A 24,400-nucleotide genomic window follows, 5' to 3' on the forward strand; every position below is an offset into this window, starting at 1 on the left:
CGAAATCAGAAACGGATTAAGGATCAACTTTACTATATTTACTCCTCAAACCTCAAAAATGATATTTGCAATATGACAACAAGAAGAGATTCCATCAAACTTATCGGGGCGGCTGCAGCGGCAGCTGTTATTCCGGGAATGGCCTGCGGCAGAAAGCCTGCAGAACAGAATCATGAATTCGTGTATTGTTTGAATACCAGCACTATACGGGGGCAGGAGCGGGGACTCACAGGCTCTATCGAAATTGCCGGTGAAGCAGGATATGATGCAGTGGAGCTATGGGTTGGCGAAGTGCAGGATTACCTTGAGCAGGGAAACAGCCTGCCGGAGCTTAAAAGTGTGATAAGGGCGAGCGGTGTTAAAGTTGCCGGCGCCATCGGTTTTGCCCCCTGGATAGTCGACGATGATGATCAGAGGCAACAGGGATTCAGGCAGATGGAAGAGGAGATGAACCTGATGGCTGAACTGGGATGCCGCAGGATTGCTGCCCCGCCAGCGGGCTTCCATCACAGGGACGATCTGGACTACAGCAAAGCTGCCGCCAGGTATGGTAAACTGCTTGAACTGGGACGCCGCACGGGTGTAATGCCGCATCTTGAATTCTGGGGAGCCGCGAGGTCACTGTACAACCTGTCGCAGGCACTTTACATAGCGGCCGCAACAAATGACCCTGATGCCAGGATACTGGCAGATGTTTACCATCTCTTCAGGGGAGGGTCGGGGTTTAACGGACTCAGACTGGTGAGGGGAAGTGCAATGGAGATATTCCATATGAATGACTATCCCGGTGATGTGCCCAGGGAGGAGCAGACCGATGCTCACCGGGTCTATCCAGGCGATGGCGCTGCCCCGATGGAGCAGATTTTGTCGGAACTGCACCAGATGGGAGGTGTGAAGGTGCTTTCCCTTGAGTTGTTCAACAGGGATTACTGGGCTCAGGATGCCCTTGAAGTGGCCCGTACAGGGCTAACAAAAATGAAGGACCTGGTGAGCCGTGTAACCTGAGGGCCCAGGGAATCCGTCTGATTATCATACCAGCGGGCTGCCCATTCAGCGGGCTGCCCATTCAGCGGGCTGCCCATTCAGCGGGCTGCCCATTCAGCGGACCATCCATACAGCGGACCATCCATACAGCGGGCTGCCCCCGGCAGGTTATCCTTTCAAAAATCACGGCATTCAGGGAAATAAAGTGCAATATCGGTCGTTGTACCTGTATGTCAAATTAAAATTCAAATTATGTTATTTACAAAATCCGGCCGTACGGCCATGATCTTCACCCTTTTTGCAACTCTTTTTGTATTCTTGTCATTTAATCAGGCCGCCGCACAGCAGCTGCCCCAGCAGCAGATGCAGCAACCGGCCGAATACAGTGATGATGAGCTGCTTGTCTTTATCAATGCTGCCCTTGTGGTTATGCCTCTTCAGCAGGAGAGCCAGGTAAAGATGGTAGGAAAGATTGAGGATGAGGATCTGACAGTTGAGAAGTTTAATAATATTCTTGAAGCATTCAGTACCGGACAGGAGGCTGAAGCCACCGAAATCGAGATGGAATCATTTAATAATGCAATGGACGCCATCCAGGATATTCAGCTTGAGTATGAGGAGATAATCGGCGAGGCGATTACTGATGAAGGAATAACTCCCGCGAAATACGAGGAGATACTTATGAACTATCAGCAGGATCCTGAGCTCCAGATGAGGGTCAATGTGCTGATGGAAGAAATGGATGAAGAGGAGTAATCTTCAGAAAGGATATCCTATTGCAAGGTTCAGGATTATGTTATCCCTTCTCCATTGTGGATCCAGTGGATCCGGTCTCCGGAAATAACCTGCATGGTCATTTTGCCCGGGGATCGCAAGCGGGAAGGCTACATCAAGCCTCAGGAGGAAGAAGGTGAAATCAAGCCTGATACCTGCCCCGGTTCCGAGCGCTATCTGACGCAGGAACTGTGATGGAATGAATGCCCCCCCGGGGGCATTTTCCTTTTCCCTGATATTCCAGATGTTACCTGCATCTGCAAACAGTGCAGCCTTGAATATGTTGCCAAGGTCAATCCGGTACTCCAGGTTCATTTCAAACTTGAGTTCGCCCGACTGGTAAATGTTGAGCGTTGATACCAGTGTGTCGGGCGGTGAATAGGAACCGGGACCAACTGAGCGCGGATGGAAAGCCCTTATGCTGTTGCTCCCTCCAATAGTGAAAACCTTTGTATAGGGCAGAGAGGATGAGTTGCCGTAAGGGATCCCGGCACCGGCAATAAGCCTGGCTGCGATCCTGTTGCCGTTTTTAGTTCCAATGTAATGGCGCACGTCGATGTCAGTCTTGAAGTATTGCGCAAACCCCTGGTTGAAGAAAGTGTACTCGCCGGCAGCTCCTTCCCCTGCAAATCCGCCGTATCTTCCGGCCAGCCATGCCATGTTACCTGACATGTCGGCGTTTATATTGAAATACCACAGGTTGCGGTCATCGCCTGTTACCAGAGTATTGTAGAAGAATGAGTATTCAGATCCAAGCAGGAACTGTTCAAACATCCCCCTGCGCAGCAGTGCCTCATCAGAAAAGATCTGCCTGTACTCATCTGAGATCCTGCCCAGTCCGAACACATTGAATACAAAGGGGTTGAACCTATGTTGAACATGCTGCGCAGGGTTCCAGTGGTATCCGAACTGCGATTTAAACGATGAGAGGCTGAATGCATCGGTCCGGTCAAGGTAACTGAATGCAAGTGACATCCTTGTCCTGGGCATATACCCGTGAGATACTGCACTATGCCTGAACGGGATCAGAAGTCCGGGTATTCCTATTTCCGATGTGAGGCCGGCTTCAATGCTGTTTACCCCTTTCTGGCCGATAAGTGTCTCGAAGGCGCCGTCAAGTCCGATACTGAAATTTTCAGCTCCCCCCAGCAGGTTCCTGTTGCTGAACGATGCCGTAAAACCCGGACCGGCAAAATTATTCGATTTGGATACTCCGCTGAGTTCGGCGCTGATGTTCTTTTTCTCCATAGGGGTCAGAATGATCCTGACATCAAGCAGGTTTTCATTGCCGCCATTTCCGGAATTACTGGGGTGCCGGTTAACTCCCACTCCGTTTTCGGGATTGCTGGCGGATTGGTTTTCTGACTCTAAGTCTCCGGCAGAAGCCGGTGGGGGGGGCTGGAGAGCATTTCCGGAAGGCCTTCTCTCAAACCGGATGTTGACAAACTTAAATACCCCCAGCCCCATCAGGTGGCTTATGGTGAGTAAGTGATCACTGCTGTTGTAGACCTGCCCCTGCTCAAGGAACAGCGAATTGAGCAGCACACGTTCACTCACGGGGAGCTCTTCAAGGGCTGCTGACACACCATTTTCAATTACCGTGAACCTGTTCCCCGCAGTGGCGCTGCCGTCAAGGCCGGAACTTCCTTGTGAGGCGTTACCGGTTCCGGACCTGCTTCCTTGCGAGACTCCGGCGGTCGGCGCAATACCTTCCTGCATGATCATGATATTGCCTATGCGGTAACTCCGCAGGGCGTACGATGGCACATCAGTTTTAACGGCAAGGTGCAGGTCTACCTCCCTGTTGCCTGCAGTGCTGTCGGCCCTGAAAATGATGTGGTCGGCATTGAAGTAGAAAAACCCCTCCTCCTTGAGCTGCCTTTCTATTCGCGACCTCTCGCTCTTAAGCCGGGCCAGGCTGTAAATGTCGCCGCTCCGGAGTTCTGTGTTTTCCATGGCGCGTACAACAGCCTGGCCGGCTTCAGTTGCCGTGCCGGGCAGGATGATCCTGCCGATCCGGTATGGGGCGCTGATGTTTACGTGGTAATTGATCCTGGTCTGTTTTTTCTTTTCGGCAAGGCTGTATGTAACATCAGTATCAAAATGTCCCATGTTGAAAAGCCGGTTCTGCATAAGTCTGGTCGTGCGTTCAGGATTGACATCCTCAATCAGGACAGGCGGCCTTCCAATTCTCGTTTTTATCCAGTTACCAATTCCTCTCTCCCTGGTGGTTCCGGTTATATGATACACCCAGAGCCTTGGCCTCATGAAAAGGATACTGCTGTTTGGTCGTGGTGAGAGTACCGACTCCAGCTCCCTCTCCATTTCATTGAGGTTTTCTGCCTGTTCTCCGGGCTCAATATATATCCTGCTTCCGGAATAGAGGCTCTGGTCGTCACCAAGATGCCTGGTACCCGTACACGATGCAACCGCAAAAACCGCCACAGCGATGAGAAAGGGGCAGAGGAAGGCACCCGCATACCCTCCGCAATCTATGCTGTTCAATAATAGCTTTTTTCCGTGTCTTTTCTGCCTGACCATATTTTTTTCAAATTACTGCTCCTTGCCGGGAAGATAATCCTGATCCTGTTTGTCGCGTTCACCAGGATACTGAGGACTTGTGCTACCCTGTCCTCCCCGGATGCCCTCTTCTTCTCCGTTTTCATGGACCGGCTGGTAATATTCCTCCTCCCGCCGCCTGAAAATTTCCATTAGGTTGTTGTAACTGCGCGAAAAAATCAATGAAATACCTGTCCTGGTAAGATCAGGTTCTACAAGGTCACCGTAGTCGCGTGTGCGGAATCCCCGTACAAGAAGGTTTCCCCCGGGAGTCAGCAGATATTCCAGGGAGAAGTCCCCCGCTATATCACCGGCACCGGTTCTTCTTCTCATTTCATCTTCCAGTTCGATATTGCCGCCGACTGTTATCCTGAACCTTTCATCGAAAAAATTTCGTGAGACCTCCATCTGCAATTCTGTTCGTCCCGTACCGTCGCCATCGGCAAAATCTTCGTATGATTCCATTTCAAAACTTATGTCCACTCCTCTTATAAACCTGTCAGACATTCTGTTAAGCTGCTGTGACAGCATCTGGCTCACCGACGATCTGGCTGTAGACGTTATACCACCGCCTGTTCCTGCAGCTGCCAGGGGGTTCTCATGGATGAAACCTCCCAGCAGCAGTAATGCGAAAACCTGTTTGTTCAGCTCCGATTCATTCCTGTTGATCTCATTGATCCGTGCCATCAGGGCCCCGTCCATTGCCCGCCTGTGCTCGGGAGGCATGTCAAGCTCAAAACTTATATTGGGGTTCATCAGGTTGCCTGTCATGCCAAGGTATACCTGGAAGGGGTACTGTTGCCTCAGGCTGGCCGCATTAGCCTGGTCGGCCGGAATATGGGATCTCATAAGTTCCCTGGCGCCTGTCCTGACATTATAAATTGCAGTTATGTCCAGATCGGCCCCGAGAGGGTCTCCTGTCCACACAATGCTGCTTCCGGGCCTGATCCTGAAATTTCTCCTTATGACGTCATAGAAGGTCAGCAGGTATTCTCCCTCGTTTATTTCATATCTGCCGGCAAGGCTGACCGCTCCCCCCTGGTCTATTCCGAAGCTCAGCACTCCGCCACCCCTGAGCACAAGATTGTCGCCTGCCAAATCATCAATAACGACCCTGATCTCTGCCTGCCTGTCAAGCTCAATATTGAGGCTCACCTCGGTCCGCTCCAGCGAGGATGTGATCTCACCGGTTTCAGCCATGCCGGCTGCAAGGGTTAAAAAATCGTTTCCTGCTCCCGGCGTCATGAATTCAACCACGCCCTCGTCACCTATCGCTTCAGGTGCAGTGCGGGGCACGATGAATGTAAATGCTGATCCCTCGTTGAACTTTATTCTGCCTTCAACCGAAGGGTTGTGGTGGGATCCCCTGAGGCGCAGGTCACTGTCTACCAGCAGGCGCCCGTGGTAATGGTCGTTATGCTTTCCCTCCAGGTTCATTAACAAAAAGTTGCGTGTGCCCAGGTCGAGACTGAAAAGGATGTTGCCGGGATCGGAGTAATTGACCGTACCGTTTACTGAGGCGCTTCTGCCCAGGGAATCGTGCAGGGTTAAGTTGTTAAGCCTGATATAGTGCCTGTCGAAGCTGATTATCTCATTCCGTGCAAAATATCCGGTATTGAGTTCAGGAACCCTGAAAGCAGCATCTGTCAGTTGTATGCTCCCGGTGAACAACGGAGCGCCGGCTGACCCCGTCATATGCATTTTGCCTTCTGCAAGTCCTGTTATGTGGGTCAGACCTCCTGCAGTAAATGGTTCTGCAACTGAAAGATCTAGCCTGTCAAGAAAGATGCTGATGTCAAGCGGCATCTCGTCATTCTGGTTATAGGCGCCGTGCACTCTAAGCAGTCCGCCCCGGTGGTTCATGGAGGCGTTCACATGATACAGTCCCGGAATCTCGTTCTCCAGCAGGATGCTTATGCGATCGATCATCTCGTTTCCGGCGACAAGTTCCCTGATGTCGACTGAAGATGTCAGAGCCGTTTCACCGAAAATATTCCTGGCCGTTGCAGTGGCATTCATGGTTCCGGCTGTGACAGGCAGCAGGTTGCCTGTAAGATTGGAGAGAGCTTCCAGTTCTGCTCCCGAAAGGGTTATGAGCAGGTCGGTCTCATCAGACGGCCTGATGCGGGTAGCAGCAGAAAAGGATGTTTCGCCGTGAGCAAGGTTGAAATTGCTAACCGACAGCTGCTGCCTGCCTGCGACGATTCTGTTAAGCGGATCAATACTCCAGGGTGTGCCGGCCAGTATGAGTTTGTCGTGTCCGAAAGCCACCCTGAACAGGCCTTCGTATGTTTCAGCTGAGACAGTTGTATAGAACAGTTCATTTCCTGCAGGCTCTGTTACTGACAGTACCATGTCAAGCATGTCATCTGAGAGAGTGCCTGAGGTCTCCAGTTTTCCCAGGTCCGCTCCGCCGATTCCCAAGTGCCCTGCTTCAAACCTGAAATCCATCTTCCCGGCGTCGGAAACCAGCCTCCCACTGAAGTCATGAAACTCAGCTCCCCCATAGCTCAGCTCTTTCATGCCGGCCTGCAGTCCGATCTCCCGGGTCTTCCCGTCGTAGGAAACTGACAGTGAAAGTGTATCATAACTCTCAATCGCAGGAAGCAGGAAAAGATTGACTATCTGTTCGGGGAAAAGATTTGCGTTGAGCTGAAATGATGCGTCATCAGGCATGTCATGCGGCAAAACCGGCGCGGGTACAGTGAAATAATCAGACAGGTGCCCTGCCAGGATGGAGGGTATTCCCGCAGGGGTTACATTACCGTGGTAACGGGCCTCCAGGAAGTCAGATTCTATTTCTACGAAATAGTCAAGGCTGTCGGATACCGACCGGACTGTTATTTCGGGAATTGTATATATATCTTCTCCCATCGCCAGCCGGGTTGCCGACAACTTCACCAGTCCGCTGAAAAAGCCTGCCGGGCGCAGAACCAGATCAGCTTCAAGTCCGGTACTTATAAGCAGTTCATCTTCAACCAGTCCGAGCCGCCCCAAATCGGCATACTCAATTGCCAGCGTGCCTCCGGCAGATGGCACTGATGTAAACAGCCCGGCCGAAGCCTCGATCCCGGCATTCAGGTAATCGTCGCTGTACCTGGTTTTAAGGTATGCTACAGAATCTTCAAGCGCAAGGTCTATCAATATGTCATTATAGTCATAATCAGCAATGCTAAGTCCGCTCACCTTCATGGTGGCCGTAGCCGAAGCAAGTGCAGGATCGGTGCCCCTGCCAGTGATATCAATTGACACTGAGGGCATGCTGGTGAACAGCTCCATTCCGGTAACCCTGCCTGCATCGAGCCGGCTGCTGTAAATTGTGGCGCTGTAACTTTTTTCTCCTTCCTCGTCACCATAAGACAATGAAGCATTCAGAGAGCCGAAATCGCTTTCTACATGAGCTCCGGCTGTGAATCCGGAAGCAGATCCCGTGAAGGTACCTTCTGCGCGTATTTGCGACGGCAGCATGAAGCCCGGCATGCCGGCTGTATCGGGGATCAGTTCCGTACCTGCCAGCAGTTCGTATAGTCTGTCAGGCCCCGCATGCAATTCCAGCCTTCCTGTATCAATGAACATCTCACCCTGGCCGGCAATATTGGCAACGGAGCCGTTCAGTGCTAAGCCCAGGATGTCACCCACACCAACAGAAAAGTTATCTGCAGCGAACAGGGAAGGGGTTCCCGATATGCTTCCGCTGAACCGCACTTCTTCTTCGGCCAGGGAGCGCACATAGCCGGGAAGAGTCCCGGCGTAAAAGAACAGGAGGTCAGGACCGGCCAGACCCTCTTCCAGGACCAGCGAGAACTCCTTATCCCATATTTCATCTGTTTTAAAATCAAGCACTGCCAGGTTTGTGCTTAACCTGATCCCGGCAGAGCTGTAAGTGGTGGCCAGATCAAGCAGAGCCGATGCTCCGCTTTTGCCGGCTGAGGCATGCAGCACCATTTTCCTGACACTGAAGGTGTCGGATATGCCAGCGCCGAGGTTATCAATGTCAAGGTTGAGGCTGTCGGGAGCAATATAAATATTACCGGCGCTCAGGTCAAGTTTCCCAAGAGAGAAGTTCCCGGGATCGAATTTGCCGGATGAGCCTCCGTACCCGGTCTGCAGTCCGAAACCGGCATTCTCGACAGCCAGGCTGCTTACAGACACAATCCATTCCGTTACCCCTGCAAAACTGAAACCTGCCTGCTCCGCCGCCTTCGCTGCCGGGGAGCCGGGTTTGCCGTCACCGGTCTCGCCTTCTCCGGGTGTGCCGTCACCGGTTTCACCGTCACCGGTCTCACCGTCACCGGTCTCACCGTCACCGGGTTTATCTTCGCCGGGTAGAAATATGTCAGCTTTCATGTTCCTGGAAATGACCGAACGCAGGGATATGGTTCTCCCGGCCAGATCGGTTATCACGGGATCAATATCGAGCGCGCCCGATTCGAAAACGGCCGATGAGCCGTCATACCCCGAGTAGCTGAAAATAAAATCTCTTACTGTGAGAGGCCCGGGCCGTATTTCGGGCAGGACCTGATCTTCGGCAGGCTGCGACGGCGTTGTTGTCCTGCCAGTTTGCAGTAAGGTTACCCGGCCCCCGTCGATCAGGGTGTGGCCGGTACGGTACCTGCCGCCGAGCAGGTCGGACCCCCTGAGGGTGGTGCTGAAATGGTCAAGCCTGGCATCCAGGTCAGTGCCGTTGGGCTGGTCAACGAAACGGACTGCTATGTTGTTGAGGGAGACATTATTGAGGATCAGGTGTAGTCCGCCATATGCTTCCGGTTCCGGAGCTTCTCCGCCATATGCTTCCGGTTCCGGAGTTTCCTTGGCAGTCATATGATCCCTGCCTGCGGTTGCTCCCGGTCCACTCTCCTCTGCGGCCGGTGTGGTATTGATGCTACTGCCGGAGTTTGCTCCCGGCCCCAAAGCTTCGCCGTCCGGCGCGGCATTGTTTCCGCTGCCTGAACCAAATCTTGCTGCAAGGACCTGCCAGTTAAAAATGGTGTCGGGATCGCAGCGCGTTATGTTTGCCGTCAGATCATCAATTCTTAATGATCCTATGTACAGGCGGTTGCGAAGCAGGGCCGGCAGCCTTATGTTCGCACGGATACTCCCGGCGCTCAGCAGGGTGTCACCCCTTGCATCTTCAATGAAGATACCCTGCAGCGATACCTGTCCGGGAAACCTTACCGCTATGCGGTCCAGGCTGATGGCCGTGCCTGTTCTTGAGCTTATCCGGTCAGTTACAAATCCCCCGACCATTGTCTGTACCGCCGGAAACTGCAGGGAAATCGTGATCAGGACGAAAAGCAGGAGAAAGGAAATGATGATACGCAATATGATCCGTATCACTGTTCCTGTGTATTTTACAAGCTTGCCGGGTGACATTTACTCGATTTGATTCTATGTTACCGTAAAGATAACATGTTCACGATGCAGTTATTGCAATAATATACTTTTTAGAAATATTTTTTAACTTGCATGCTTGTAATTGCCGCGGTTTCTTGCCGCCGGTGTTAACTGAACCGAACTTAAAAATACAGATATCATGACAGGAAAAATTGTTTTATTTGCAATTATTGTGCTCGTTGCCGCAGGATGCGGCCCACGAAACGGGCAGCAGGAGAGTGCAACTGATGATATGGTTGACAGGATCGAAGCTCTTGAATCGGCCCTGACTGAAACGGAAAGGGCATTTCTTGACAATCTGGCAAGCCTTTGTGGCAAGTCCTTCCGCGGCGGGGAGGTTTATATGGCGCCCGGAAGGGACAGCTGGGCTCACATGGATTTTGTTATGCATGTTACTGTATGCGAGGATGACAGAGTCTATATCCCTTTCCATCTCGACGAGGACAGGTCCCGCACCTGGATGTTCCTGGTCGAGGAGAGGGGACTCCGGTTCAGGCATGACCATCGCCACGAAGACGGAACTCCGGAGGATCTTACTATGTATGGAGGATATGCCGACGGGAAAGGAACAGAGTTCATGCAGAATTTTCCGGCTGACGAGTATACCGTAGAGCTGCTTGAGGATGTTTTTAACCGTGAATGGCAGATCATACTGGCGGAGGATATGAGCACTATGACCTATCAGCTCAGCTACCACGGTGAACCGGTCTTTACCGCCGAATTTGATCTTACAAATCCCATCTGACATATTATGGAACATTACAGGATTGGTTTTCTTGGTGCCGGGGGAATTGCAAAATCACATGTCTTCGCGCTCAATTCACTTAAATTTTTCTATCCCTCCCCTCCTGACTTTTCCCTTGCAGCCGTTGCTTCTGCACGGAAAGAGAGCCGTTCGGTATTTGCAGGTGAATACGGATTTGAGAAAGATGTTACGGCTGAGGAGTTTTTTAATCTCAGGGATATAGATACGGTTTTCATTCTCGGGCCCAACAACGTCCATTGCGCGCACCTGGAGGCTGCACTGGCGATGGACGGCGTCAGGCAGGTGTACCTGGAAAAGCCTGTATGTTCCAATATTGATGAGGAGCGCAGGCTGAACGATATAGCCGGCAGGGGTAACCACGGCAAGAAAGTGCAGGTGGGCTTCCAGTTCCTTCTGGGGGCGGCTGTTCGTGAGGCTCTGATTTTCATGAAAGAAAAGGATTTCGGGAAGCCGGTTCATTTCAGCTTTACCCTGAAACATAGTGACTACCTGAACAAATCTTACAGGGACAAACGGCGCACACGGCTGACCCCTGCTCCTGACGGAGGTGCCATGGCCGACCTGGGGTCGCATGCCATAAGCCTGATGGTCGCTTTCCTGGGTAGCGGGGTGAAGATAGTCTCTGCACTGCAGTCCGGTTCCTACCCCGATGTGCCGGCGGGGTCAGACCTTTATTCAGAGATAGCCCTCTTTGACCCGAAGACGGGGGCAGTGGGCAATGTTTCAGGCAGCCGTGTCAGCTCGGGAATTGGCGATATGCTTGCCTTCGAGATCCATTTCGAGAAAGGTGCCCTCCGCTACAGTTCTTATTACCCCGACAGGTTTGAGTATTTCCTGGAGGAGGTGGGGGACTGGTCAGTCAGGTTCACCGGGAGCAATTTCCGGCCCGTGACAAGCTTTCCTTCGGGACATGTGCCTGCGGGCTGGCTGAGGGCTCTCATCCATGCCCATTATGTTTTCCTTACGGGGAAGGATACGCTGGCTTACGTGCCCGGACTGGATCATGGAGTGGAGGTGCAGAGGCTTGTGAGGGAGACGGCAGAGCAGATGGCTGTCTTCAGGAAAGGTGCAGGGATTTGAATTGCTTTTCCGCCGTAAGGCATATTTGTATTATTATTAACAGAACCAACAGATGCGAATTATTTCCATAGTCGGGGCAAGGCCCCAGTTTATAAAGCTTGCAGCTTTATCGGCCAGGCTTTCTGACAAGCATGAGGAGATCATTGTCCATACCGGGCAGCATTATGATTATGAAATGTCTGAAAAGATATTCTCAGACCTTGGGATCAGGAACCCTGATTACCACCTGGCGATCGGGTCGGGTACTCATGCCACGCAGACGGGTGAGATGATGAAGGCGATCGAGGAGGTTATTATTAAACGGGATCCCGGACTTGTTGTGATCTTTGGCGATACCAACACCACACTTGCCGGAGCAATGGCAGCCTCCAAGATCAATGTTCCCCTGGTGCATGTGGAGGCCGGACTTAGAAGTTATAACCGGAACATGCCCGAAGAGATCAACAGGATTGTTGCCGACCATGTGTCCGATTACCTGTTTGCGCCTACAGGGACTGCCGAGGCAATTCTAAAAGGGGAGGGGCTATCTGATAAAACTTATCTTACAGGTGACATAATGGTAGATACCCTTTCCAAATCACTGCCCGTGGCACTTGAAAAATCGAAGATTACCCGTGAGCTGGAGGTGGAAGGCCGCGAATTCAACCTGCTTACGCTGCATCGCAACTATAATGTTGATAATCCCGAAATACTGGTAAATATACTCGATCAGCTTGACCTGCTGGGTGAGCTGATCATCTTTCCGGTGCACCCCCGCACCAGGAAAATGATCGTGCAGACGGATCTTTCATGGAAGAACATATCTCTTGTTGAACCCCTGGGATATCTTGATTTTATTGCCGCACAGCATTACAGCATGCGGATCATAACCGATTCGGGCGGGATTCAGAAGGAGGCTTTCATACTGGGCCGGCCCTGCATAACGTTGCGCACCGAGACCGAATGGGTCGAGACGGTCGATACCGGCTGGAACCTCCTGGTTGATCCCAGGGGCAGTCATATTGCTGATGTAATTACGTCATTCAGGGTCCCTGAATCACAGGAGAATGTTTTTGGCGAAGATGTCAGTTCCAAAATGGCAGCAATCATTGATTCAATCTGATCAGAAAACTATTTTTTTGTTAAAATTCTGAAAACTCGTTTGGTTTATTGAGTTTCCATATTACTTTTGTGCCTTGTATTAATTTGCAGAAAACAGAGAATACTGCATTTTTTGCCGGGGACACATGTCCGGTGCCCGCTAGTATGAAGGCCCTGTTGACTGCCCGGGGGACAAAATATCACACCGATGCATGTAAAGGAACGTATTGTTGAAAAGGCTGCTGAGATGTTCATAAAATCGGGCATTAAGGCGATAACGATGGATGATATATCGAGCGATGCCGGGGTTTCAAAACGTACCATTTATGAAATATTCAAAGACAAGGATGACCTTCTCAGGAGCTGCCTGAGCCACCTTGATGCGGTTTTCAGTAAGGACAAACTGCAGGCCCGGTCCGAAGCAAAAAACACTATTGATCTTGTATTCAGGTTTATCAAGCTTGGGGTAGCGGCTATCAAGACCATCAATCCGCTGTTTACCTCAGACCTGAAAAAATATCATTACCGGATATGGAAGGAGACCTACCGTAAATACGGTGATGAGCACCAGGCCCATATCAGGGGTATACTTGAGAAAGGAATTGAGGAGGGCCTGTTCAGGGGAAGTATTGACGTTGAGATTGTCGGAAAGCTGCTTAATGAGCAGCTGAGGATTATATCGGATGAGGATGTATTCCCTTCGATCCGCTTTTCGCGGGAGGCGGTGTATGAAAATGTGGTGATAAATTTTTTCAGAGGCATAGCTACAAAAAAGGGGCTGGACATGATTGAGAAGTATCTGGAGGATGAGGCTGATCAATTTGTTACTGTTGGATAAGACTTAACAGTTCTGATTTAAAGAACGGCATAAAAGACCTGCGCTACTGGCGCAGGGTAGTTTACACAAATTAATAATTATGAGTATGTTGAAGTGGTTGAAAGAATGTTTTATGATGTTTCTGCTGCTGCTTGTTTTTGATGGCGGACTTGTTTTTGCGCAGGAGCCTTTGAGACTGGGACTTGAGGATGCCCGGCAATATGCAATCGAGCACAACCGGAACCTTATCAATGCCGGACTGGCAATTGATGAGGCAGGAGAGAGACTCCGGGAAACTATTGCACAGGGTCTGCCAAGGATTGATGCTACAGTGGATTACAACAACTTTTTCGGGTCCACAGCTTCGCTCGGAGCCTTTCCCGGGATGGAGATAGAGTTCAATCCGACCAGTAACCTGCAGCTTTCGGTCGGGCAGCTCATTTTCAGCGGAAGCTATATTGTGGGTATCAGGACTGCAAGGTTGTTCAGGGAGGTTACTGAGGTAACTAAACAGAGGACCGGACTTGAGATACGCGCCCAGGTGACCCAGGCATATTATCTTGCTCTGATCTCGGAGCAATCGGCCGGCATCATAGAGGCAAATCTTGACAATGTAAGAGATATCCTTGAAAAGACACGTGCAATGGTTGATGCTGGTGTGGCTGAGGAGGTCGACTACGATCAGCTGTCGGTGCAGGTCACCATGCTTGAAAATGCCCTCAGGGCATCGGGAAGGCAGGTTGAGCTGTCACACAACATGCTCAGGTTGCAGTTGGGACTGGATGCAGATGTGCCGGTCGAGCTGACCGATGGCCTTTCATCTATAGTTGAAAGGTCAGATTTCAACGGAAGCCTGCTAAGCCAGTTCAATATAAACGAGAATGTCGATTACCAGCTGATGGAGCTGCAGACCAGCATCGCCGGACAGCAGGTGGACCTGGAACGGGCGGCTTACCTGCCCACCATCATGGGGTTCTATAACTATACCGAAAAGCTGCTTAAGCCGGAGTTTGATATCACACCTAACCATGTTATCGGCTTTAATGTCAGCATTCCGATCTTCTCGAGCGGTGCCCGCCAGTCCCGCGTCAACCAGGCCCGGATAAACCTTGAGATGGCCGAGAATCAGAAGGCGCTGCTTTCAGAACAGCTCCTGATCCAGGAAAAGCAGTTGCGCTACAACCTGAATAACGCGAAAGAGCAGTATGAGAGTCAGAAGTCCAATGTAGAAGTGTCTCGCAGGGTCTACCATAATATCAGTAACAGGTATGAGCAGGGAATGGCATCAAGCCTCGACCTGACCACGGCAAACAATAATTACCTGCAGGCAGAGAACAGCTATATTTCTGCCCTCATGCAGCTTCTTGAGGCTCATGTGGCGATGGACAGGCTGCTTAATGAGATATGATACATGCATAAATGGTTTAAACAGTTAAGCCTGGTTATTAGATAACAGTAAACGGATAGAAAACAATTAAAAATATTCAAAATGGAATTCAAAAGTAAATTAAAAGGCTTCATGACCGTTGCCGCAGTTATATTGACAGCTTACGGCTGCTCCTCTTCACCGGGCGATGAAGCGGGTACTGCCACTGAGGCAGGAGACCGTACTGAAGCTGTCAGGGTTCTTGAACTCGGCTACAGTGAGATAGCCCGGAGCATAAATTATACGGCTAACCTGCGTGCATTCACTGAGGTACACCTTGCCCCGGCCCAGCCCGGCAGGGTTGACAGAATTCATGTGGAGGCAGGCGACAGGATAGGGCGTGGACAACTGCTGGTGGAGATGGACCGTACACAGCTTCAGCAGGCCAGGTTACAGCTTGCAGGCATAGAGAAGGATTACCGGCGGATGGATACACTCAGGAAGGTAGGGAGCGTAACCAGGCAGCAGTATGACCAGGTGAAGACGCAATATGAAATGGCAGAATCGAACGTTGCGTTTTTGATGGAAAACACAACGCTTACGGCTCCGTTCGACGGAAGGGTGTCGGCAAAATATTTTGAGAACGGCGAGATGTTCTCCGGTGCACCCAACACCCCTGCCGGCAAGGCTGCGATCATCACCCTGGTCCATACTTCAAGGCTGAAGGTGATGATCAATGTTTCGGAAAGGTATTATCGACATATTTCAGAAGGGATATCTGTTGAAATAACCACCGACGTATGGCCGGGTGAGGTATTTATGGGGACGGTAAAGACTGTATATCCGACAATTGATCCGGCTACCCGTACCTTCACCGTTGAGATGGTTGTTCCCAACAGCGATGAACGGCTGAGGCCCGGGATGTTTGCACGTGCCACCATGGAACTTGAGCAGATTGAAGCCTTTGTTGTGCCGGCACTTGCAGTGCTCAAGCTGCAGGGATCCAATGAGCGGTTCGTTTTTATTGAAGAGAACGGCAGAGCAAGACGCGTTGCAGTCGGACTGGGAGAGAGGTTTGACGATATGGTCGAGATCATATCCGATGAGCTAAGTGAAGGCGACAGGCTGATTTTTGCGGGACAGGCAAGGCTGGTTGACGGTGTTGCTGTCGAAGTGCAGTGGTAAAGCCCCTTATGCAATAACATTATTATACATGTAATCACTATCAAGATGAGTATATACAAGAGCGCAGTAAACAAACCCATCACCACTTTTATGATCTTTACGGCGGTGATCGTGATGGGTATATATTCGCTTATCTACATCCCTGTCGATCTGTATCCGGAGATGGAACCCCCATTCATCTCGGTAATAACCAGCTATCCGGGCGCCAATGCCAGTGATATTGAAACAAATGTGACACGGCCCCTGGAAGATGCATTCAACAGGGTTGATAAACTTAAGGAGATCACATCGGTATCGAGCGATAACCTTTCGGTCATATTTCTTGAATTCGAATGGGAGTCTGACATGAACGAGGCATCGAATGATATCAGAGATGCCATAGACCTGCTTTATGACTACCTCCCTGATGAGGTGAGCCGTCCCACCATATTCAAGTTTGACATTAGCATGGTGCCGATAGTTTTCTATGCATTCACTGCAGATGAGAGTTATCCCGGACTGGCGAAAATACTCGACGAGAGAATTATTAATCCCCTGAACCGTATTGACGGTATAGGGTCGGTAATGGTAATAGGTTCTCCCCAGAGAAGGATATATGTTGAAGCCGATCCCGTGCGCCTCGATGCATACAACCTTACCATTGAGCAGATTGGTAACGCTATAAGGGCTGAGAATCTGAATATGCCGTCAGGAAACATCAGGATGGGAATGATGGATTACCAGCTCAGGGTAGAGGGGGAGATAAGTGAGAGTTATGAGCTGGAGGATCTTGTTGTCGGTCATTTTATGGGCAACTCAATATACCTCCGCGATGTCGCCCAGGTACGAGACACACTCCGGGATGTATCGATCGACTCCCGTATTACCGGGCGCCAGGGTGTGCGCATGATGGTCATGAAGCAGTCCGGCGCCAACACTGTCCGTGTTGCCAGGGATGTCAAGAGCGCCATTGAGGAGCTGCAGAGAGACCTTCCGCCTGATATTGAGGTACAGGAAATAATAGATACTTCAGTATTCATCAGTAACTCTGTAAGCAACCTGTCACGGACCATGTTGTGGGCACTATTCTTCGTTGTACTGGTGGTACTGTTCTTCCTGGGCAAATGGAGGGCTACATTCATAGTCGTGCTCACGATTCCGATATCATTGATTGTCTCTTTTATATACCTGTATGTCACCGGCGGCTCACTTAACGTGATCTCCCTTGCCTCCCTGTCAATAGCGCTGGGTATGGTAGTAGATGATGCCATCGTTGTTCTGGAGAATATATCGCGGCATGTAGAACGCGGAACCAGTCCCCGTGAGGCAGCCATATATGCCACAAACGAAGTCTGGCTTTCCGTCATAATAACCACCCTGGTCATTGTGGCAGTGTTCTTCCCGCTTACCCTGGTCGGGGGTATGACCGGTGTGCTTTTCAGACAGCTTGGATGGATCGTGACGATAACCGTAGTCACCTCAACCCTTGCCGCGATAACTCTTACCCCGATGATGGCTTCGCAGTTGCTGGAGTTGCGGAAAAAAGGCCTTGCACCGGGCCTGATCAGCCATGCGCGGATTGTAAATCCCATTATAGGTGCGATCGAAGGGTTTTATGAGAAGAGCCTGCGTGTTGCCCTGCGTAACAAAAGAAAAGTTCTGGCACTCGCTGTCATTGTGTTTGCCGGCTCACTATTCCTTCTGAATTTCATAAGTACCGAGTTTATGCCGGAGACGGATGAGAGCAGAATTAATGCTGAAGCAGAGCTGACGACAGGACTGCGTGTTGAAGAGACCATAAAGGTAGCCAGAGAACTGGAGAGGATAATCGAAGAGAGGTATCCCGAGGTTCGGCTGTATGCTGTTTCTGCAGGTTCTGATGATGAGGGAGGTATGGCAGGATTGTTCGGGCAGTCAGGTTCCAATATGATAGACCTGGTAATGCGGTTGTCGCCTGTTGATCAACGAGACCGCTCGGTATGGGAAATTGCTGATGATCTGAGGAGGCAGATGGAGCAGATACCCGAGATAGTCGAATATTCCGTGACTGCCGGGGGAGGAGGTATGGGAAGCACTACTGTCGATGTCGAGATATTCGGTTACGATTTTGAGGTTACAACCAGACTTGCCAATGAGATACACTCCAAAATAGAGGCTATTCCCGGTGCCGAGGATGTTCAGATCAGCCGTAAGGATGAGCGACCTGAGCTCCAGGTAGTTTTGGACAGGAACAAGCTTGCTGAGAACGGGCTGAACACTGCAATGGTCTCATCTGCCATCCGCAACAGGGTGGCAGGTATGACAGCCTCCATATTCAGGGAAGAGGGCGAGGAGTATGACATAATTGTAAGGTACGGTGAGGAGTTCAGAAGTTCGGTTTCAGATCTTGAAGCAATTACCATTACCAATCCGATGGGCAACAAGATAAGGCTTGCCGAGGTGGGCGAGGTGCGGGAATACTGGAACCCACCAAATATAGAAAGGAAAAGAAGGGATAGGGTGGTGACTGTTTCGGCTGTACCGTCGGGAATAGCACTGGGTGACCTTGCTTCTGAGATCAACTCTATAGTTTCCTCTACTGAGATACCACCCGGGGTGTTGGTAAATGTCGGCGGTGCCTATGAGGATATGATGGATTCATTCATGGATCTTGGCTTGCTGTTGCTGATAAGTCTCATCCTGGTGTTCCTTGTCATGGCATCCCAGTTCGAATCCTTCGTAATGCCGTTTGTGATAATGTTCTCCATTCCCTTTTCCTTTACAGGTGTTTTGCTGGCCCTGTTTTTAACCAATACCACACTCAGCGTTATCGCGGGACTTGGGGCGGTGCTTCTTATAGGGATAGTGGTCAAGAACGGCATTGTGCTTATTGATTACATTAACCTGATGCGTGACCGTGGACATGCCCTCAACGAGGCAATAGCCATGTCGGGCAGGTTAAGGCTCAGACCGGTGCTGATGACTGCTATGACGACCATGATGGCCATGCTGCCTCTTGCACTCAGCCGGGGCGAAGGTTCGGAAATATGGAGTCCGATGGGAATTACGCTGATCGGGGGACTGCTGTTTTCGACTGCGGTAACCCTGATACTTGTCCCCGTAGTATACGGTATCTTCTCCCGCAGGGGTGAAAGGGACAAGCTGCAGAAGATCAGGAATAAATTTACTTTTCTTAATTGTGAGGACAAATAACCGGATATTATGAAGGCTGTAATGATAATATTTAACCAGGCGAACAGCGAAAGAGTTGAATTCATACTTGACAGGTTGAAAATTAATGGTTTTACCTGGTGGAGCGAGGTGAAGGGCCGGGGATCAGACACCGGCGAGCCGCGCATGGGAACCCATACCTGGCCGGAGCTCAATTCGGCAGTAATGACCATCATACCCGATGATATGGTTGATGAGCTGCTTGACTGTGTCAGGAAACTCGATGAGATAAACAAGGAGGTTGGTGTAAGGGCGTTCGTGTGGAACATTGAAAAGAGCTACTGACCCTCACCTGTTCATAAACCGGTATTTATTATACCGGTTTTTTTTGGTCTTTACCTATTTTTGTTATTATTTGCAGATCAAACAGGAAACAGGGAGTAAAAGAGGATGCTCAGAACCGGGTTGCTGGCTATATTGTTGCTTGTACGGTTAATTGAACCTGCGGCGCAGAACTGGAACAGGATTCATATGCTGGATCAGGATGGAGGATATATGATCATGAACAAGCTCTATGCCGATGCCGCCGCCAATTACATCAGGATACTCAATGAACTGCCCGGAAATGCAAACATAAAGTTCAGGATCGGATACTGTTACTTTAATGCAGAGGGACATCTTGAAGATGCCATTACTTACCTGGAAAAGGCCTCAGCCAACTCCTCTGCTGAAGCAGATGTCCTTTCGCTCCGGGAGGACAGGTCCCCGCCCGAGGTGTGGCTTCTCCTGGGAAAAGCCTATCAGCGTGCCAACCGGTTTGAAGCGGCTACTCAAGCCTATAACAGGTACCGCGGCATGATGCCGGAAGATGATGAGGGGTACAGGCTTGCCGGCCAGTATATTAAGAGCATTGATAATCTTAAAGGATTTACCGCAAGACCACATCCGGTGGATCAGGAGAATCTCGGAAGAGGTATCAACAGCAACGATGCCGATGTGAATGCTGTCATCTCAGGTGATGGCACAACCATGGCATTTACACGCATATCTAAAAGAGGTTTTGATGTTTTTGTTTCCCGCAGGAGAGGCGATGAATGGGGAAGACCGGTAAACATAACCAGGCATCTCAGAAGGGATTTCCTGATGACAACAGGTATCTCCTACAATGGCAATGAATTGTACCTTGTCTATTACGTGCCCGATGCATCAGATATCTATACCAGTAGTTTTGAGAACGGAGAGTGGAGCAGGGCAAGGAGTATAGGCAGGCCCGTAAACAGCAGGCACAATGAGACACACGCCTCGGTGAGCGCCGACGGCAGCAGGCTCTATTTTACCAGTGACCGGCCAGGAGGGTTTGGGGGACTTGATATATACCGGGCAACTCTCGACGGCCGTGGACGGTGGAGGGATGTGGTCAACATGGGCTCTTCAATCAACACGTCCTTCAACGAAGAGACCCCCTTTGTAACCACCGACGGGAGGTTTTTGTTCTTCAGCTCCGAGGGGCATAACAGCATGGGGGGGTATGATGTTTTTTACGTTGACCTTGAGAACCCGGCTGTTGTTCACAACCTGGGCTACCCAGTCAATGATGCAGGTGATAACCTGTTCTGGTTCCCCGTTGGTGACGGCCGGTCAGGATATGTTTCACTGCATGATGAGAACGGAATTGGCAGAAGTGATATACACCGGGTGACCATGACGGAACCGGAGGCTGTGTTTGCACACCTTGGAGCAAAGGATGAACCGGCAGAACCGGTGCAGGAAAGGCTGCTAGCCGATGAGGCCAGACCTGTTGACGAAGCCGCCGGCGAACCTGTTGGTGATACCCCGCCCGTGGTTATGGATGTACCTGATCCGGAATATGACCCGGTGCCTCATGACCCGGCTCCTGAACCCGATATTGCCGGAATTTATGATCCCGTCGATACCTTTGATCCCGCTGATGAAACTGATCTTTATGAACCTGACATTGATGACCTGAGGGTGCCTTCGGTATTACCGGCCCATATTGCCGAAGGCCGGAGCTACAGTGTTCAGTTCCTGGCACTTGCTGAACCCGTAAGCGCCGACCTTGCAGGTGCCCGACCTGGCGTTATTATTCATTATGACAGGGATGGCATAAACAGGTTGATAACAGGTTATTACCGTACCGAAGCAGAGGCCCTTCCCGTACTTACACAGTTACGTGATACAGGATACCCTGAAGCTTTCATACGTATCAACAATATCGTTCCCAATTACACGATCCAGCTAATGGCAATGAACAATTACCTCGATGGCAGCCATTTCAGCAACCTTGACGAGGTGATGTGCATCAGGGGGAATGACGGGCTTTACAGGTATTCTTACGGACTCTTCTCAAGCCGCGATGAGGCGGAAAGTGAAGCCGGAAGATTACGTGAACTCGGCTATGAAGACCTTTTTATCAGGCAGGTCGACTGGCAGGGTGGTAATCAGTGACCGGCAGGCTTTACCGCCATAGGTTCAAGGTCGGTAAGGCTGGCAATATCAACAGGCCTTTTCTCTGCGATGCTTTTTCTTGCCGCAACGCCTATCAGGATTGACATCACCCCGTCCCTTACTCCTGCCTGCTGTCCCAGCGGATCAGGCATGTCAGGATCCTTGAACAGCTTGTCGTTCATGATCGGATCGCCGCCCCAGTGGCCGCCTCTTGCAAATTCAGCCCTGATGATCTCGGACTGGCGGCTGTTATAAATGCCTACAGGAGTGAACACCAGGTCGACGTGGTCTTTTCGCGGGTATCCAAGGACCCTGGCCTCAAGTCTCCCTTTGGTTCCGTTGAAGGCTATCCAGTAACCGTCGAAATCGGTGTCTGCAGTCAGCGAATAGTTGAGGTAGGCACCATTGGCATATTCCACAATTGCCGAGTGTTTCTCATGTATGTCTATCTGATGCCTGAACACGCAATTATCCCTTATGTAGCCGTCGTAATGCTCATTGTCGGCATAAAGCCTTTTCAGGTAGTCACTTTCATTTATATTCCAGTAGTACGGGCATTCAGAAGTGTAGGCACAGTTCCTGCAGTTCTTCCCCCGGAAGGGGCCCTTACTCCCGAACCTTTCGAGTGCGCCGAATGCCTGCACCCGGGCCGGCTCTGAGTTGATGAACCAGTTGGCCATGTCAAAATGATGGGTTGATTTGTGCACCCAGAGTGTGCCACCCCTGTTGCTCTCGCCGTGCCATCTCATCATGTACTGCTGAAGGTGCGCATGGTGAATCTGCCAGTGAAACTCAACCGACCTTATATCGCCAATCATCCCGTCCATTATCAGTTCTTTCATTTTTGCACGGTAGGGCGGATAACGGTAGTTGAAAGTGACTATCACCCTCTTGCGGTATTTTCTTTCGGCGTCTATGATCGCCTGGGCCTTATTCTCGTCAATGGTAAGCGGCTTCTCTGTTATGATGTCACAACCCATCTCCATCCCCTTGATTATCACTTCATGGTGGGATGAATCCTCTGTTGTCACAATCAGTGTTTCAGGCTTCTGCCTTCTTATCATCTCTTCAAGGCTGGTAAAGGTGGGACAGCCGGCGCCTATTGCTTCGCTTGCCACTCTCAGCCTGCCCGGGTTTATGTCGCACAGCCCGACAAGTTCAACATAATCAGAATAGTCCCTTAACAGATCCCTTCCGAACATTCCGATGCCCCTGACACCCGTTCCCACCAGTCCGAGTCTCTTCCTGGTCGCCGAAGAGCCTGCCGGCGGGGTCATGGCTGTGACCGGGTTTACAAATAATGCGCCTGCTGCTGCGGCTCCTGTACGTGTTATGAATTTCCTCCTGTCCATATTGTTGATATTTAAGCGTTGATTTGGTGGTTAATCTTGCAGAGAATATATATTTTAGTTGCAATTATATGCCGGTTCTGAATGAGCAACCAATATAGCACAAAATCAACATTGAAACAATTAAAATTCGTTCATACCGCCGACCTGCACCTTGATACCCCTTTCAAGGGCCTTGCCACGTGGAACCCCTCGCTGGCTGAAAGGATGAGGGATGCCACCTACCGCAGCCTTGTCAGTATAATTAACCTTTGCATCAACGAGAAGGTTGATTTCCTGCTTGTCGCCGGCGATATATTCGATAGCGAGAATGCCAGCCTTGCTGCACAGATAAAATTCCTGGATGAACTTAAGCGGTTAACGGAACAAAATATTCCCGTCTATTTCATTTGCGGCAATCACGACCACCTGGGTGCATGGGACAGCAGCTTTGTTCTGCCGGAAGGTGTTTACCGTTTCGGATCATCACACGTTGAAAAGATTACCTTCTCCAGGGGCGGTAAGCCGGCGGCCGACATTTACGGGATCAGCTACGGTTCAAGCCATATAAGGGAGAGCCTTGTACCCCTATACAAAAAAACAGGGGGTGCCGCACCTGTATCGATTGCTATGCTGCACGGAATGGCTGATGTTGTTGGATATGATGAGAAATATGCACCTTTCAGGCTTGGTGAGCTGCTGGAGACTACCTTTGATTACTGGGCACTGGGCCATGTCCACAAACACAGGGTTCTGAGCCGGGACCCGCTGGTAGTCTATCCCGGGAATCCGCAGGGAAGGGATTTTGGTGAAACAGGTTCCAGGGGTTGCTATCTCGTTGAGATGAAAGAAGGGGGTAAGCCTGAGGCCCGGTTTGTGCCCGTTCATCATATCAGGTTTGAGGAGGTTGATATAGACCTGAACGGAGTGGATAGTTTATATGATATGAATGACCTGATCGGCGCTGAGCTGGATAAGGTTTTTCATTTGCAGGAGGCGGGGCGCTTCATGGTCAGAATACGGCTTACCGGCCGTACTGAACTGCACCGGAGGCTGATGCGCAGCGGAGAAACTGAACAGATGGCCGAAGAGCTCAACAGCAGGTACGGCGAAGGCGAACATTTCCTGTTTGTTGACAGTATCGAGCTGTTGACTTCACTTCCTGTTGATGTTGAAAAACTTGCCGGGGGGAAAGATTTTACCGGCGAGCTGGTACGCACCATCAGGCATTACGAGGCTGATGAGGCAAGACTTGAAGGGCTGGTTGAGAAGATTGTCAATGAGCTGCCTGCTGCCCGCATATTCAGGGAGACAGGCGAACTGTCCATGCAGGATAAACGTGATGCGCTTGAAAGGGCAAAATGGTTATTGCTGGAAAGGCTTGCCGGTGGCCCGGACAATGAACCGCCGGTGTGAGACGGGCAATAATGCCGGTGCGGGCCGGGAAATGAAACACCGGAACGACCCGGACA

15 protein-coding genes are annotated in these 24,400 nt (G+C 50.7%); 12 read left to right on the top strand and 3 right to left on the bottom strand.

From position 1 onward, the window contains the following. Window positions 1-72 precede the first annotated feature (72 nt). Window positions 73-1,005, top strand: a complete 933-nt coding sequence (locus tag EA408_04760) for a sugar phosphate isomerase/epimerase (protein TVR73444.1) — start codon at window positions 73-75, stop codon at window positions 1,003-1,005. A 231-nt stretch (window positions 1,006-1,236) separates the two neighbouring features. After that, complete coding sequence (locus EA408_04765) at window positions 1,237-1,740, top strand: DUF4168 domain-containing protein (GenBank protein ID TVR73419.1); 504 nt, start codon at window positions 1,237-1,239, stop codon at window positions 1,738-1,740. A gap of 3 nt (window positions 1,741-1,743) precedes the next feature. Here the strand turns inward: EA408_04765 and EA408_04770 are convergent, their stop codons facing one another. Continuing rightward, window positions 1,744-4,299, bottom strand: a complete 2,556-nt coding sequence (locus EA408_04770) for a hypothetical protein (protein ID TVR73420.1) — start codon at window positions 4,297-4,299, stop codon at window positions 1,744-1,746. Between the two features lie 12 nt (window positions 4,300-4,311). After that, window positions 4,312-9,690 carry a translocation/assembly module TamB gene (locus EA408_04775; protein TVR73421.1) on the bottom strand — a complete coding sequence of 1,793 codons (5,379 nt, stop codon included), beginning with the start codon at window positions 9,688-9,690 and terminating at the stop codon, window positions 4,312-4,314. A gap of 160 nt (window positions 9,691-9,850) precedes the next feature. Here EA408_04775 and EA408_04780 point away from each other — a divergent pair, with 160 nt between their 5' ends. The 9 genes from EA408_04780 (at window position 9,851) to EA408_04820 (ending at window position 21,600) form a co-directional block, all read left to right on the top strand. Further along, window positions 9,851-10,456, top strand: a complete 606-nt coding sequence (locus EA408_04780) for a hypothetical protein (GenBank protein ID TVR73422.1) — start codon at window positions 9,851-9,853, stop codon at window positions 10,454-10,456. 6 nt (window positions 10,457-10,462) lie between these two features. Further along, window positions 10,463-11,557: a gfo/Idh/MocA family oxidoreductase gene (locus EA408_04785; GenBank protein TVR73423.1), complete on the top strand. Its 1,095-nt coding sequence runs from the start codon at window positions 10,463-10,465 to the stop codon at window positions 11,555-11,557. Window positions 11,558-11,609: 52 nt separating this feature from the next. Then, window positions 11,610-12,659 carry a UDP-N-acetylglucosamine 2-epimerase (non-hydrolyzing) gene (locus EA408_04790; GenBank protein ID TVR73424.1) on the top strand — a complete coding sequence of 350 codons (1,050 nt, stop codon included), beginning with the start codon at window positions 11,610-11,612 and terminating at the stop codon, window positions 12,657-12,659. A 186-nt stretch (window positions 12,660-12,845) separates the two neighbouring features. Next, window positions 12,846-13,475: a TetR/AcrR family transcriptional regulator gene (locus EA408_04795; GenBank protein ID TVR73425.1), complete on the top strand. Its 630-nt coding sequence runs from the start codon at window positions 12,846-12,848 to the stop codon at window positions 13,473-13,475. 79 nt (window positions 13,476-13,554) lie between these two features. Next, window positions 13,555-14,862 (top strand): TolC family protein, encoded by a 1,308-nt coding sequence (locus EA408_04800; GenBank protein TVR73426.1) that lies wholly within the window; start codon window positions 13,555-13,557, stop codon window positions 14,860-14,862. Between the two features lie 81 nt (window positions 14,863-14,943). Beyond that, window positions 14,944-16,005: an efflux RND transporter periplasmic adaptor subunit gene (locus EA408_04805; protein ID TVR73427.1), complete on the top strand. Its 1,062-nt coding sequence runs from the start codon at window positions 14,944-14,946 to the stop codon at window positions 16,003-16,005. Between the two features lie 45 nt (window positions 16,006-16,050). After that, complete coding sequence (locus EA408_04810) at window positions 16,051-19,176, top strand: efflux RND transporter permease subunit (GenBank protein ID TVR73428.1); 3,126 nt, start codon at window positions 16,051-16,053, stop codon at window positions 19,174-19,176. A gap of 9 nt (window positions 19,177-19,185) precedes the next feature. After that, the gene (locus tag EA408_04815; protein ID TVR73429.1) at window positions 19,186-19,479 is read left to right on the top strand and encodes a hypothetical protein; all 294 of its coding nucleotides are present in this window, start codon (window positions 19,186-19,188) and stop codon (window positions 19,477-19,479) included. A gap of 105 nt (window positions 19,480-19,584) precedes the next feature. Next, window positions 19,585-21,600 carry a hypothetical protein gene (locus EA408_04820; protein TVR73430.1) on the top strand — a complete coding sequence of 672 codons (2,016 nt, stop codon included), beginning with the start codon at window positions 19,585-19,587 and terminating at the stop codon, window positions 21,598-21,600. Here the strand turns inward: EA408_04820 and EA408_04825 are convergent. Next, window positions 21,594-22,952 carry a gfo/Idh/MocA family oxidoreductase gene (locus tag EA408_04825; protein TVR73431.1) on the bottom strand — a complete coding sequence of 453 codons (1,359 nt, stop codon included), beginning with the start codon at window positions 22,950-22,952 and terminating at the stop codon, window positions 21,594-21,596. The genes EA408_04820 and EA408_04825 overlap by 7 nt on opposite strands. 81 nt (window positions 22,953-23,033) lie before the next feature. Here EA408_04825 and EA408_04830 point away from each other — a divergent pair, with 81 nt between their 5' ends. Further along, the gene (locus EA408_04830; GenBank protein TVR73432.1) at window positions 23,034-24,344 is read left to right on the top strand and encodes a DNA repair exonuclease; all 1,311 of its coding nucleotides are present in this window, start codon (window positions 23,034-23,036) and stop codon (window positions 24,342-24,344) included. Window positions 24,345-24,400 lie beyond the last annotated feature (56 nt).

The sequence above is a fragment of the Marinilabiliales bacterium genome, from assembly GCA_007695015.1.
Classification (GTDB): Bacteria; Bacteroidota; Bacteroidia; order Bacteroidales; family PUMT01; genus PXAP01.